The organism is Priestia sp. VA7 (assembly GCF_055710015.1).
Map to the genome: position 1 here is coordinate 793,213 of NZ_JBVQPN010000001.1, position 13,595 is coordinate 806,807.

12 protein-coding genes and 1 riboswitch are annotated in these 13,595 nt (G+C 36.6%); of the genes, 7 read left to right on the top strand and 5 right to left on the bottom strand.

Translation table 11 applies throughout. The annotated features are described in order from the left end of the window. The first annotated feature begins 66 nt into the window (after positions 1 to 66). The 4 genes from glnA to AC0C45_RS04145 all read left to right on the top strand — a co-directional run bounded on the left by glnA (position 67) and on the right by AC0C45_RS04145 (position 6,605). Positions 67 to 1,401, top strand: coding sequence for a type I glutamate--ammonia ligase (glnA, locus tag AC0C45_RS04130; RefSeq protein ID WP_013084732.1), 1,335 nt, complete (start codon positions 67 to 69; stop codon positions 1,399 to 1,401). A 729-nt stretch (positions 1,402 to 2,130) separates the two neighbouring features. After that, positions 2,131 to 3,195, top strand: a complete 1,065-nt coding sequence (locus tag AC0C45_RS04135; RefSeq protein WP_171776666.1) for an N-acetylmuramoyl-L-alanine amidase — start codon at positions 2,131 to 2,133, stop codon at positions 3,193 to 3,195. 191 nt (positions 3,196 to 3,386) lie between these two features. Further along, positions 3,387 to 3,529, top strand: a riboswitch (cyclic di-AMP (ydaO/yuaA leader). A gap of 162 nt (positions 3,530 to 3,691) precedes the next feature. Next, entirely contained in the window at positions 3,692 to 5,518 is a 1,827-nt protein-coding gene (locus tag AC0C45_RS04140; protein WP_013084729.1) for an APC family permease, read from the top strand. 109 nt (positions 5,519 to 5,627) lie between these two features. Then, entirely contained in the window at positions 5,628 to 6,605 is a 978-nt protein-coding gene (locus AC0C45_RS04145; RefSeq protein ID WP_016765348.1) for a cation diffusion facilitator family transporter, read from the top strand. 38 nt (positions 6,606 to 6,643) lie between these two features. Here the strand turns inward: AC0C45_RS04145 and AC0C45_RS04150 are convergent, their stop codons facing one another. The 5 genes from AC0C45_RS04150 to lexA all read right to left on the bottom strand — a co-directional run bounded on the left by AC0C45_RS04150 (position 6,644) and on the right by lexA (position 12,029). Continuing rightward, positions 6,644 to 7,621, bottom strand: coding sequence for a glycosyltransferase family 2 protein (locus AC0C45_RS04150; RefSeq protein WP_472927913.1), 978 nt, complete (start codon positions 7,619 to 7,621; stop codon positions 6,644 to 6,646). Next, the gene (locus tag AC0C45_RS04155; protein ID WP_042452636.1) at positions 7,618 to 8,010 is read right to left on the bottom strand and encodes a GtrA family protein; all 393 of its coding nucleotides are present in this window, start codon (positions 8,008 to 8,010) and stop codon (positions 7,618 to 7,620) included. Before AC0C45_RS04155 ends, AC0C45_RS04150 begins: the two co-directional genes overlap by 4 nt. A 20-nt stretch (positions 8,011 to 8,030) precedes the next feature. Continuing rightward, entirely contained in the window at positions 8,031 to 9,536 is a 1,506-nt protein-coding gene (locus AC0C45_RS04160) for a glycosyltransferase family 39 protein (protein ID WP_171776667.1), read from the bottom strand. Between the two features lie 216 nt (positions 9,537 to 9,752). Then, complete coding sequence (locus tag AC0C45_RS04165) at positions 9,753 to 11,198, bottom strand: magnesium transporter CorA family protein (RefSeq protein WP_034649295.1); 1,446 nt, start codon at positions 11,196 to 11,198, stop codon at positions 9,753 to 9,755. A gap of 213 nt (positions 11,199 to 11,411) precedes the next feature. Further along, positions 11,412 to 12,029, bottom strand: a complete 618-nt coding sequence (lexA, locus tag AC0C45_RS04170) for a transcriptional repressor LexA (RefSeq protein WP_013058778.1) — start codon at positions 12,027 to 12,029, stop codon at positions 11,412 to 11,414. Positions 12,030 to 12,175: 146 nt separating this feature from the next. On the opposite strand from lexA, the gene yneA reads away from it, so the two are divergent. The 3 genes from yneA to AC0C45_RS04185 all read left to right on the top strand — a co-directional run bounded on the left by yneA (position 12,176) and on the right by AC0C45_RS04185 (position 13,527). Further along, positions 12,176 to 12,505, top strand: coding sequence for a cell division suppressor protein YneA (yneA, locus tag AC0C45_RS04175; protein ID WP_034649298.1), 330 nt, complete (start codon positions 12,176 to 12,178; stop codon positions 12,503 to 12,505). A gap of 53 nt (positions 12,506 to 12,558) precedes the next feature. After that, positions 12,559 to 13,227: a YneB family resolvase-like protein gene (locus AC0C45_RS04180; RefSeq protein WP_034649300.1), complete on the top strand. Its 669-nt coding sequence runs from the start codon at positions 12,559 to 12,561 to the stop codon at positions 13,225 to 13,227. Between the two features lie 69 nt (positions 13,228 to 13,296). Continuing rightward, on the top strand, positions 13,297 to 13,527 hold the full coding sequence (locus AC0C45_RS04185) for a DUF896 domain-containing protein (protein WP_013058775.1): 231 nt from the start codon (positions 13,297 to 13,299) through the stop codon (positions 13,525 to 13,527). Positions 13,528 to 13,595 lie beyond the last annotated feature (68 nt).

The window sequence follows — 13,595 nt, forward strand, 5'->3', positions numbered from 1 at the left end:
ATGCCGTTCGTATGTGAGTGGTATAGATTATAAATATTATATAGAGATTTAGGGGAGGATCACACGATGGCAAAGTACACAAAAGAAGATATTTTCCGCAAAGTTCAAGAAGAGAATGTAAAGTATATTCGTCTTCAGTTCACTGACATTTTAGGAACAATTAAAAACGTTGAAATTCCAGTAAGTCAACTAGAAAAAGCGTTAGACAACAAAATGATGTTTGACGGTTCTTCTATTGAAGGGTTTGTACGTATTGAAGAATCAGATATGTACCTATTCCCGGACATTGATACATTTGTTATTTTCCCTTGGACATCTGAAAAAGGTAAAGTAGCACGCTTTATTTGTGACATCTACAATGCAGATAGAACTCCGTTTGATGGCGATCCACGTAATAACTTAAAACGTGTGTTAAAAGAGATGGAAGAGTTAGGATTTACTGACTTTAACCTTGGACCTGAGCCAGAGTTCTTCTTATTCAAATTAGACGAAAAAGGCGAACCTACATTAGAATTAAATGATAAAGGTGGCTACTTCGACTTAGCGCCAACTGACCTTGGTGAAAACTGCCGTCGTGACATCGTATTAGAGCTTGAAGAAATGGGCTTTGAAATTGAAGCATCTCACCATGAGGTAGCTCCTGGACAACACGAGATTGACTTCAAATATGCTGCTGCATTAAAAGCTTGTGATGATATCCAAACGTTCAAACTTGTTGTAAAAACAATTGCACGTAAACATGGCTTACATGCTACATTCATGCCAAAACCATTATTTGGTGTGAATGGTTCAGGTATGCACTGTAACGTTTCATTATTTAAAGATGGTCAAAACGCATTTTATGATGAAAACGGTAATCTAGAGCTAAGTGATACTGCTCGTCAATTTATCGCAGGTATCATCAAGCATGCACACAGCTTTACAGCAGTAACAAATCCTACTGTAAACTCTTATAAGCGTCTAGTACCTGGATATGAGGCTCCTTGTTATGTTGCATGGTCTGCTCGCAACCGTAGCCCATTAATCCGTATCCCAGCTTCTCGCGGCGTTGGAACTCGTGTTGAGGTACGTAGCGTAGACCCAGCTGCTAATCCATATTTAGCAATGGCTGTTCTATTAAAAGCTGGTTTAGATGGAATCAAGAACAACCTTGAAGCTCCAAAACCTATCGATCGTAATATCTATGTAATGACAAAAGAAGAGCGTGTTGAAGAAGGTATCGTAGATTTACCTGCAACATTAGCTCAAGCTTTAGATAGCTTCCAATCAAACGAAGTTATGGTTTCTGCATTAGGTGAACACTTAGCAGAGCACTTCGTTGAAGCGAAAGAAATCGAATGGGATATGTTCCGTACACAAGTTCATCCTTGGGAACGTGACCAATACATGAGCCAATATTAATTCCTAAAAGTCCGAGAGATCGTTTATACGTTCTCTCGGACTTTTTTGTTTTTCAAAATGAATAACATTGCGCATATTAAATATCGAACTAAGCTGTTTATAAAACAAGTATAACTGCCTGTCGTAAAATTTACGGGAGGATTTTTGTTGTTTTGTTATATACAGGAAAGAATTTGGTTATATGAATTAAAAAGGATAAGCTTTTTGTCTCATTGAATCTATATGTAAAAGTAGTGTATAACAGATAGAGAGATTGTTTATGTGTTCACTCTGCACTTCAGTATAACTTCAGAGAATTTTCAGCCAGTCGTAGTGTCATTAGAAAATACTGTTGGAGAGGAATGGAATAAAAATGCAAGAAGGAAATTTTTTCAAGGGTTTAGTAATAGGCATATTAATAAGCATTCCAATTTGGACTATTCTCATTGTTATAGGTATCCTGCTTTTTAAGTAGCTCCAAATCTAAATAATAAAATAGACAAAACTTTCCTCATAGTGTATACTTTAAATGAAAATGATAATTATTATCATTCAATCAACAAATCAACACTCTGCATATAGCTGTCACTCCTTGAGAGCTACCCTTATTCAGTATTCTGTCTATAAAGCAGAATAACCCGTTATCATTAGGCAGCGGGTCTTTTTTTAGTGATTTTTCACCTGGTAGGCTAGTATACGTAGCACTTTTTTCGCTCGTGCATATGTTAACAATAAGGAGGGACAAGTAATATGAAAAAAATCTATCTTGATGCAGGACATGGTGGGGCAGATGTAGGAGCAGTTGGAGCGAACGGACTGTATGAAAAAAACTTAGTTTTAAAAATTCAACAATATTTAATAAGCTATTTAAATAGCATGTACAGTGATTTTACGATTAAAACCACTCGTACCACAGATGTTTTTTTATCGTTATCTCAGCGAGCTTCTCAAGCTAATTCGTGGGGCGCAGATGCGTTTATGTCTATTCACGTAAATGCCGGTGGAGGAACAGGATACGAAGATTATGTTTATAGAAGCGCTAGCAATGCCAGTAAAACGTTTCAATCGATTGTGCACGGTCAAGTACAGCCAACGCTGCTGTCGTATAATCATCCGAATCGCGGACGAAAATCAGCCAATTATGCGGTGCTTCGCTTAACAAATATGCCTGCAGTACTCACTGAAATAGCTTTTATTGATAGGAGCGCCGATGCAGCACTTCTTCAAAATGAAGCTTTTTTAAAAAGTATGGGTGAATCGTATGCTAAAGGAATTGCCGTATATTTAAATTTACCTCGGCGTGCAGTTCCAAATCCATCACCATCTCCAACACCGACACCGACACCGACACCAAATCCATCACCTTCTGAACCAGGTACAAAAACGTATACGATCAAGCAAGGAGATACGCTGTACAGTATTGCACAGAAGTACGGAATAACAGTACAAGCGCTGCAAGAAGCAAATAAAGGGCTTTCTGATCCTTTAACCCTACAGGTTGGAAAAACAATTGTTATTCCTTCAGGAACTTCACCAAACCCATCTCCAACACCGTCACCAACTCCACCTTCGGAACAATATCCACTTCCAAATGGAATTTTAAAACAAGGTGATTCTGGAGAAGCCGTGAAACAGCTTCAAAAAGCATTAAACGCAGTTAATTTTAAAGTAGGGTCAGTAGACGGAATATATGGAGTTCAAACGAAAGATGCAGTCAGACGTTTTCAGCTTGTGTATCTTCCTTATGATGTGGATGGCATTTATGGTCCTCAAACGAAAAACAAGCTAGCAGCCGTTTTAAAAGCAAAAAGTTAAAGCAAAAAAGTCTTCTGTACGCGGGCAGAAGACCTTTTGTTTTTCTGTTAAAAGTGCCTTAAGCACTATTTTATGGTTTACGTAAAATAATGCTTTACAAACCATTTGTACGGGAGTATATTATCTAAGAACAAAGGATAGTTATGAAAGAAACATGTTATCGATCATACCCTTTAACCGAAAATTATATTGACCTGTTATCGCTTAATTCGTCAGAAGTGGGGGACCCAAATTTGTGCATTGTCACTTGGGGTGAATCCTTTTTTTAAAAGGTAGGGCTACTCTCATAGCCCGAATCCGACAGCTAACCCCATAAGCGTTTTGGAGAGGAGGTTTAAGCTGTGTAAAAACGCTGAGAACCCTTAGTGTTTTTTTTGTGCGCTTTTTTAACATAAAAAGGTACTTTTTAGGGATAATATCACTTATTTATGAACTTGTAACGGAGTTTAGCAATGAACAGTAAATAGTAGCTAAGCAATCATCGGAGGGAAATTACGTGAACTATTCAGTTCTCAAAAGATTATTGATTGGAAAGCCGCTTAAAACAAAAGAGTTAGGCGACCAAAAACTTAGTAAGCTTAAAGCACTGGCTATTTTATCGTCAGATGCCTTATCTTCAGTGGCTTATGGAACAGAACAAATTTTGATTGTACTTGCAACAGTCGGCGTCCTTGCCTATTGGTATTCGATTCCAATTGCGCTTGGGGTATTGGTTCTGCTGACGGCTTTAATTCTTTCATATCGCCAAATTATTTATGCGTATCCGCAAGGCGGAGGAGCTTATATTGTTTCGAAAACCAATTTAGGGGAAAATCCCGGGCTTATCGCTGGGGGATCATTGTTGGTGGATTATATTTTAACAGTTGCTGTGAGTGTTTCAGCAGGAACCGATGCTTTAACTTCGGCTTTTCCCACGCTGCATCATTACAATGTAGTAATTGCGTGTTTGCTGGTGATTTTTATTACCGTCTTAAATTTACGTGGTGTAACAGAATCCGCTTCCGTATTAGCTTATCCGGTTTATTTATTTGTTATTGCTCTTATTTTGTTAATAGCGGTAGGCTTATTTAAAATAGCGACGGGTCAAGTTTCACCTGAGCTGCATCCATCTCTCGGTACAGTAGTGCCAGGTATTAGTTTGTTTTTATTATTAAAAGCTTTTTCATCAGGCTGTTCCGCATTGACAGGTGTAGAAGCTATTTCAAATGCAGTGCCTAACTTTAAAGAGCCAGGTGCAAAAAATGCTGTTCATACATTAATGCTGATGGGCGGTATTTTAGCCGTTTTATTTTCTGGCATCACGTTTTTAGCTTATTGGCTTGGCATTTCTCCAAAAGCAGATGAAACGGTTGTATCACAAATTGCATCGAGTGTGTTTGGACGAAATGGATTTTATTATTTTATTCAAGGCACAACAGCTCTAATTCTAGTGCTAGCGGCGAATACGGGCTTTTCAGCTTTCCCTTTGCTGGCTGTCAACTTATCGTCTGATAAATACATGCCAAGAATGTTTCAAATTCGTGGCGATCGATTAGGCTATTCAAATGGAATTGTGACCCTTGGAATTGCTTCTATTGTCTTAATTGTAGCTTTTAAAGGAGCGACTGAACAATTAATTCCTCTTTATGCAGTCGGGGTGTTTATTCCATTTACGCTTTCTCAAACAGGCATGATTGTCAAATGGCTTAGAGAAAAGCCGGCCGGCTGGCAAGGGAAGCTAACCATTAACTTAATTGGTGCCCTCATTACCTTAACGGTGCTAATTATTTTGTTTACAACGAAGTTTTCACAAGTATGGTCCGTGCTCATTTTCTTACCGGTTATTGTCTATATTTTCCATAGAATTCATACGCATTATGAAGCGGTAGGAGAGCAGCTTCGCATTAAGCAAGGAGAAAAGATTGGAAAGCTTGAAGGAAGTGTGGTCATTGTTCCTGTAGCAGGAATGACAAAGGTAGTAGAAAATTCATTAAATTATGCAAGAACGATTGGCGATACCGTTATTGCAGTGCATGTGGCCTTTGATCGAGAAAGCGAAAAGAGAATGGAAGAGAAGTGGGAGAAGTGGCAGCCTGATATTCGTATTGTTACGTTTCATTCTCAATACCGCAGCTTAGTGCGGCCGCTGTTTCGATTCATCGATATGGCTGAGGAAAAAGCTCGGGAAAATAATATGGCTATTACGGTCGTTATTCCGCAATTCATTACGAAAAAAAGCTGGCAAAATATCCTTCACAATCAGTCCAGTCTGTTGTTAAAAGCACATTTGCTTTACCGTAAAAATGTAATTGTTACAACTGTACCGTACCGTTTTAAAAAATAATGAAACATGACTAAAAACCTCCAACTTGTATGTTGGAGGTTTTTAATTTTTAAATTCACATACACTAAACGTAATCGAATCTCATCAAAGGCGCAAACGGAGGGATTGTATGAGTGAATTAATTAAATTGTTGCGAAAGGGAAATAAATCGGCCATCATGGCCGCTGTAGTTAATACCATTATCTCTATCATTAAAGGTATTGCCTTCGCTTTAACAGGGAATGTAGCAATGTTTGCTGAAACGATGCACAGCTTAGGCGATGCAGCTAATCAGTTTTTTGTCTTTATAGGTTCGGCATTAAGTAAAAAAGCCCCGACCAAACGATTTCCAAACGGTTTCGGCCGATTGGTTAATCTTGTTCTATTAGGAGCGGTTCTTGTAGTAGGGATTATGGCGTTTGAAACGATTAAAGAAGGATATCACCATATTCTTCATCCCACGAAGTCTTCAGGCTTTATTTTAAATATTGCAGTACTTGGCATCTCGGTGTTACTTGAGATGTTTGTCCTATTTAAGGCAATGAAAGAAATTTTGCACGATGTCGGAATGAATACTGCAGAGGTCAATGTTTTTACCCAAAGCTTTGTTCATTTAAGGAAAGCAAAGCCAGCAACCAAGCTGGTCTTTATGGAAGATCTGGTAGCTACTGGAGGAGGCGTATTGGCGTTAATAGCCGTTTTCATTTCACGGTTTACACCTTTTCACCAAGCTGAAGGAATTGCTTCTATTTTAATTGGGCTTATGATGTTTTTTGTGGTAGGACGAGTATTTTTAGATAATGCTGCTGGAGCGCTTGGTGAAGCAGATAAAGAAATGGAAATAAAAATTGGCGCGATTGTCATGCAAGATGTACAAGTGCGTGATATTCAAACATTAATGGTGATGAAAGAAGGAGAAGAGCTTCACGTTGAATTAAAAGTAGAAATTGATCCTTCTTTAACAGTGGCAGAAGCTGATGACATTAAAGATCGTCTGGAAAATCGTATTTTACAGGAAAAAGGAGTAACGGATGTCATTATTGAATTTGATGAAGATGATGGAATTCCGGACTGGGCGCCAAGTGATTTACAGCTTCAAAAAGAATAAAAGCAAGGAAGAAAACAACTGTTTTCTTCCTTGCTTTTTTAGCTATATACTTTTTCACGTACGTTCGGAGAATCTGTTGAAGCTTTCGAGAAGTTAATGGTTTCACGTACAACGTAAATAGGTCTATTTTTACTTTCATCGTAAATTCTTGCGATGTATTGTCCGACTAGACCTAAACCAAGTAGCTGAATACCGCTAAAGAAGGTGATAGCTACCATAATAGAAGTCCAGCCAGGCTGAATGTTTTTACCTATCAGCCAAACAACAATCGAATAACTTAAAACTAAAAGTGATACAAAAACCGATAATAAGCCAATAACCATTACTAAACGCAAAGGCTTCGTTGAAAACCCAATAATTCCATCTGAAGCAAACTTGATCATCTTTTTTAAAGGATATTTTGTTTCACCAGCAAAACGTTCATCGCGCTCATATTCTACATATGTTTGCCTGAAGCCAATCCAAGACATCATTCCTCGTACAAAACGATTGCGTTCAGTCATTTTTTTGAATACATCCGCTACTTTTCGGTCGATAATACGAAAATCTCCTGTATCTTTCGGGATTTCAATATCGGACATATAATTTAAAAAGCGATAAAAATACTTAGCTGTGGTTAATTTAAAAAAGGTCTCTCCGCTTCGTTTCTTGCGCTTTGCGTATACAATTTCATAGCCTTGCTGCCATTTAGCAATTAATTCAGGAATCATTTCAGGCGGATCTTGTAAGTCTGCATCAATAATAACGATAGCATCCCCTTGAGCATAATCAATGCCTGCTGTTACGGCAGTTTGGTGCCCAAAATTACGAGCAAAATCAATAACTTTTACATTAGAATCCATAGCAGCTACGTCCTTCAAGATTTCAATTGTTCGGTCTGCGCTGCCGTCATTGACGAAAATGAATTCATAGTTAATGTGGTTTTTATGCATGACGGAAAGCAGGCGATTGTAGCATTCATTAGCTACTTCTTCTTCAAAATACATAGGTACCACGATTGAAATTAGTTCTTTCATGCTTTACCTCCTATCGAGTGATTGTTTGTGTGCTTAAACGTCCATATTTTATTGAGGAAAAAATTGATAAACATTCCTATACAAGTAGACAACAGTTGTCCAATTATTGGATTAGCAGGTGTATAGTGTACAAGAAGGAATAAGCAAGATGTATTAATTGCTAAGGTAATAAGGTTTACGATGAAAAATTGAGCTAACATCCATTTATGTACAGTTGCTTGAAACACCCACGATTTGTTCCAATAGTAGCTGTTTATGACGCCAATGAAATAAGATAGTACGTTAGCCAATATATAATTCATATCAAAATGAATGAGTGCTAAGTAACTGATAATGGTGAGCAGGGTATTCATTATACCTACAAATCCGAATTTCAGGAATTTTATCACGGTTGCATAATCCTTTCCATTTAATTTATCTCTTCACATTTTATCTGAGTTTTATTTTTAGTAAATCGTACTATTAAATAAGATAGAATCACTGAAATACCAAACCCTTCAAGCAGCATAAAGCTTGGAAAAATAAAGAATCGATAGCGAGTTTGAATTTCAATAAGCAAGTGAATAAGAACGTATCCTATGATTAGTAATAAAAACAGTGTATACGGATATTTATCCTGCTTCCTCAGGAATAAACATATAAGGCCAATAATGGAAAGAATAGTAGTTGAAACATAAATGATTCTTTCATAACTTTGAGCAGCACTAATTAATTTCTCTTTATTGAAAGGCACATCTTCTTGAGGAGTTAATGAAATGCTCCAAAATGTAGATGCATCCGTTCCTCCCCACATATTTAGGAATTTAATGTGAAGGAGATCTAAAAGTTGATCTTTGTCTGCTACCCGCTCTTTAATTACCTCTTTTTCTGCTTCAGCTCGTTTTTCCCCAATTGGCATACCCATAAAACGACTAGCATCCTCTGAAGAATAGGAACCGCTTGTTTCGTAATTAAAGCCAATGACGAATTTCCATAAAGGATCTCTGTTACTTAAAGGATATTTAGAAATACCGCTAGCTACAAAAGAATAGTTGATCAGCGCATTTGCAATAAAAAAAGTAGCCAGTATGCCTACGAGATTTTTTCCTATTTTCTTTCGCCAAGCTTTTAACTCAGCAGCATCCTTCGTTTTAATGTAAGGTCGAAGAATTTGCAAGATGAAATAAATGAAAACAGCAACGATAATAATGGGTCCTAGAGGGCGCATTAAATTTCCTAACGACAATAAAAGGCCAATATAAAGCCAGCTAAACTTGTTATGAGCAAATCTTTTTATAATAAGGTAAAAAGCTGCATAAAATAAAAAAGTAGCTAAATGCTGATTAGTCAACACTGAGCTATAGAGAATGTTCGGAATGTAGAACGCATACAGAAAAGCTGCCATTCTCCCAGCAAGTTCGTTAAATACTTTAGCGCCAATTAAATAAATAAAAATAACGGTTCCAGTGGAATAAAAAATATTTAACAATTTTAATATAAAAATGTTATCTCCAAAACAGCGAATAATAACAGATTCATAGAATGAAAAGCCTAGCTGATATACCCATGTAGTAAAATAAACGCTTTGATTAAATTCATAATTTCCTTTTGCTATATTACGCGCGGCATCTAACATGACAAGAAAGTCAGATTTTACAGGCGTTTGAACAGAAAGCATCCATGCTAATCGAATACCTAAGGTCAAAACAATCAGTGAAATAAAAAAAACAGTTTTGTTCATGTATCTACTTGCAATAGCTATTAGAAAAATGACAAGGAAAGTGATAAATATTCCTTCAATAATAAATGAATTACTTAAAGCCAAGCCTTTTAATTCCAATGAATTTGTCATCGCACTATAACTGCCCCATAGAGACCAGGTAAGAATAATGACGCATAAAAAGATCAGGCTTTTGGATAAAAATGAGTTAAGCATATTACCTCCTGCAAATTATTTCATAGATAAGGTACAAAATTCCTATCCTATGATACCATATTTTATTATTTTGTATATATTTTTCTTATAGAGTATAATGTTAGATTGTTCTGAAATTGTAACAGCGGCATAACGTTTGATAAAAGAGTAAGCGGAGTAGGAAAAAGATTTCGTAATAGAAAAAGCTGTTTGCATCCATAAGTATGCGAACAGCTTTTATGTTTTAAATCGATCTTTTAATAAATTCCATAGGGAGCTCACTCCGAGACTAATGCTGATCAGAATTCCTGATAGAGCTACTATTAAAGCGATATATTCAAAGATAGAAAACTGCTTCATACTATCCCAATTGATGTTTCCCTTTAGCTTGCTAATAACTAAATTCATTCCGTAAATACCGGAAAGAACGGTATAAATCGTTAAAATTAATAATAAGTAATTGTGACGCTTGGCCGCGATTTTCTCTTGATTTTGATACAAAGTACCAAGGGTTTCTTTGACTTCTTGATAAAGAGAATTGATGTGGAAGATTTTTTTAAAGAGCTCAGAAAACTCTTGACCTTCTGTGCGAGAGCTAATTTCTAAAAATAAATATTTACCTGAAAATACGGTAATAGAGCGGATTAGTCGCTCAATGCCCTCTGAATTTTTATGAAACGTGAGCTGAGAATACTCATAAGATAGTTTTAGCAACACGATTTTATAGAAAAAATGCAAAAATAAATTATAATAATGCTGGCCAAATAGATGATTCATCAAAAGCTGATCCGTTTTAGAGTCTGTCGATTTAGAAATACACGAAAACACATGGTCTGTTATAACGTAATAGGTTTCAGGAGCCCATCTGGAGTACACGTGTTTGGTATTATACGTTTTAATATACTCGTGGTTGTGTGCAGAGATAAACGGTTTCCCGTCAGGCGTATAGCTATTTAGCTGCCCAGTACGAAATAAAGTTGTGGAGTTAATCTCTTGCTCTTGATTTACCGTTACATAACTTAATACAAACATCCGTTCATCGATAAAATAAGGAAGGCTCCCTACATGCTGTTCACGCGTGGCTTCTTTTTTGATGTGTTCGTTCAAAAATGGCGCAAGCTGTGAAAAAATATAATCCTGTACTTTGCTATAGCGATGATGTTCATAGGTAATGGTGGATCCATGCTCTTCAGCAAGCTTCGGTTCTAATACACGAAAATGATTCATGAATTCTAAAATGTCATCATAGGTGTAATGATTATGACTCATCTCAGTGCGAATGGTCATGACGCCAATTTCAAAAGGACATAAAAAAACATCCACAGACAGCACGTTGCTAGACACGGTGGTGGAGGAAGTTTGTAGCGTAACGGTATGGTCTATTTTTTTTGAAAATCGAAGCAAGCCTTCTTTTTCGCAGGAATCAGGGAATAGAATACATTCAATGTAAGGAAGAAAATATTGATCCAAGCTATCATGAGATACGTAATACTGTTCTCCGTAGTATTCTTTTTCTACATGTTTGTTTTGAATGGAAAAAAACTCAAACAAATTTGCTTCTAGTGCATGAACAAGCTGCTCTTTATTTTTTCGGTCAAAGGAAAAAGGAAAAAGAAACATGTTCATTGCTTTGGTAGGTACAATGGTTTGAAATGGTTCTGTTTTCCTTGGTGTATTGGTCATAAACTACATCCTTCTTATAGTCGGTTGTATTTCCTTGTAAGAGTCGAGGAAATGCAGGTAGAAAGTAAAAAAGGTAAAACAAGATTTACAAAAACCGTTCTACCTGCCTGCGATGATTCAACGTATCATTTATAATATGCCAATTTTTTTAGAAAACAAACGTAAAAAAACCAACTAACATCATGATTAGTTGGTTTTACATACAGTGTCTGATTAGTGAATTGTGCGATATACACCAGTTACTTTTCCTAAAATCGTTACGTGGCGAAGAATAATAGGCGCCATCGTTGAATTTTCAGGCTGTAAACGAACGAAATTTTCTTCTTTAAAGAAACGTTTTACCGTTGCTTCGTTGTCTTCGGTCATAGCGACCACAATATCTCCATTATTAGCTGTTTGCTGCTGACGTACGATTACCATATCGCCATCTAGAATACCTGCTTCAATCATACTTTCTCCCATAATTTCAAGCATAAATACATGATCATCTGGAGAAACGAATTTATCTGGAAGAGGGAAATATTCTTCCACATTTTCAACGGCTGTTATAGGCAGACCCGCTGTTACTTTACCGATAACAGGAACATTAATGACATTGCTTTTAGGGATGTTTACTTCGTCTAGTTGAAGAACTTCGATTGCTCTTGGTTTTGTCGGATCTCTGCGAATTAACCCTTTGCTTTCTAAACGAGCTAAATGTCCGTGTACAGTGGAGCTAGAGGCTAATCCTACCGCTTCCCCAATCTCACGAACAGAAGGCGGATAACCTTTTAATTTTACTTCATGCTTAATAAAATCTAGTATGTCTTGTTGACGTTTTGATAGCTTCATATTTTTCACCTCAATTTTAGCTATTCTTTAGGTGAATTATACCACGTGATGTGTCAATATACAAACATAAGTTCGAAGAATTCCATTGACAGAAACAAATGTTCTCAATAAAATAAGAACATATATTCTGATAGGGGGATCATAATATGCAACAATTCTTACATTCTATGAAACATTACGCTATTTTTTTTGCAGTTATCGCTGCACTTACATATGTATTGACGCTGGTTTTAGGAGCGGATAAAGTAGATTTAGACAAATATTCAACGGTTACTATCACAAAAGGAGATACGCTTTGGGAATTGTCCAACAAGTATCATAATCACCATCATTTGACCACCAATGAATTTGTCAAATGGGTTGAAGACGTCAATGACTTAAACTCAGACACTGTCCAGTCTTTATCTCCTGGAGATAAATTATATATTCCTGTTTTAAAAAAAGAGTTACATAATCAAGTGGCAATTGAACAGTAGTGTGTAACGGTCGTTCCTGAATATTGTTAGAAGCCGAAAAGGTCGTGATAAAAGTGGATGCCATTATTTATTGCCGTGTCAGTACGGATAAAAAAACCCAAGAAACATCTTTACAGCGCCAGCAAGAAGAATTAAAAAAGCTTGCTGATCTTCACCATCTAGACGTAAAAAAAGTCGTAATGGAAAAAGCAAGCGGATATGAAGTAGACAGAGAGGGTATTTTGGATGTTCTTCATACAATGAAAGAAGAAAAAATATCTGTGTTGCTTATTCAAGATGAAACACGATTAGGCAGAGGAAATGCCCGAATTGCGCTGCTTCATGCTTTTCATAAAGAAAATGCTACCATCTATACGATTAGTCATCAAGGCCAGCTTCAGCTTTCAGAATCTGATTCAATGGTGTTAGATATTATTAGCTTAGTGGAAGAGCATCAGCGGAAATTACATAATGCTAAAATTAAAAGAGGAATGAAAAGAGCTGTAGAAAACGGTTATCGTCCGCAGCAAAATTTAAAAAATCAAGGAGTTAACTCGGGAAGAGAAAAAAAAGAAGCGCCAATTGAAGAAATTGTCCGCCTTCGTCATAACGGCTTAACCTTTGCTGAAATTTCAGTTACGCTAAAAGGTTTTGGCTATAATATTTCAAAAGCGACGGTACATCGCCGCTATCAAGAATACCAAGAGAGTGCTCAATCTCTTGATAAAACGAAAGAGATTTAGTAAGATGACTACATGTTGCCGGAACGGTTCGGTAATTTTAATTATTGATTATAAGGAGATAGGTTTTATATGCTATCAAAAGATAAACTTGCTCGTATTAATGCTCTTTCAAAAAAGGCAAAGGCTGAAGGTCTGACAGAATCTGAAGCGAAAGAACAGCAAGAGCTACGTCAGGAATATTTAAAAGTTTTCCGACAATCTATGACAAATCACCTTCATACGATTAAAGTTGTGGACGAAGAAGGTAAAGATGTTACGCCTAAGAAGTTAAAAGAGAGTAAAAAGAAGCGTCTTCACTAAGACGTTCTAGTAAAACTAGAGGGAATGTTCCCTCTAGTTTTTTGTATATTTTTAATAAGGCACACAAA

What these genes read in the sequence shown, in the direction of transcription:
- AC0C45_RS04145 (WP_016765348.1), top strand. Translation starts at nt 5,628, where the DNA reads ATGAGTGAATTAATTAAATTGTTGCGAAAGGGAAATAAATCGGCCATC.
- glnA (WP_013084732.1), top strand. Translation starts at nt 67, where the DNA reads ATGGCAAAGTACACAAAAGAAGATATTTTCCGCAAAGTTCAAGAAGAG.
- AC0C45_RS04165 (WP_034649295.1), bottom strand. Translation starts at nt 11,198, where the DNA reads ATGACCAATACACCAAGGAAAACAGAACCATTTCAAACCATTGTACCT.
- AC0C45_RS04160 (WP_171776667.1), bottom strand. Translation starts at nt 9,536, where the DNA reads ATGCTTAACTCATTTTTATCCAAAAGCCTGATCTTTTTATGCGTCATT.
- lexA (WP_013058778.1), bottom strand. Translation starts at nt 12,029, where the DNA reads ATGAAGCTATCAAAACGTCAACAAGACATACTAGATTTTATTAAGCAT.
- yneA (WP_034649298.1), top strand. Translation starts at nt 12,176, where the DNA reads ATGCAACAATTCTTACATTCTATGAAACATTACGCTATTTTTTTTGCA.
- AC0C45_RS04135 (WP_171776666.1), top strand. Translation starts at nt 2,131, where the DNA reads ATGAAAAAAATCTATCTTGATGCAGGACATGGTGGGGCAGATGTAGGA.
- AC0C45_RS04185 (WP_013058775.1), top strand. Translation starts at nt 13,297, where the DNA reads ATGCTATCAAAAGATAAACTTGCTCGTATTAATGCTCTTTCAAAAAAG.
- AC0C45_RS04150 (WP_472927913.1), bottom strand. Translation starts at nt 7,621, where the DNA reads ATGAAAGAACTAATTTCAATCGTGGTACCTATGTATTTTGAAGAAGAA.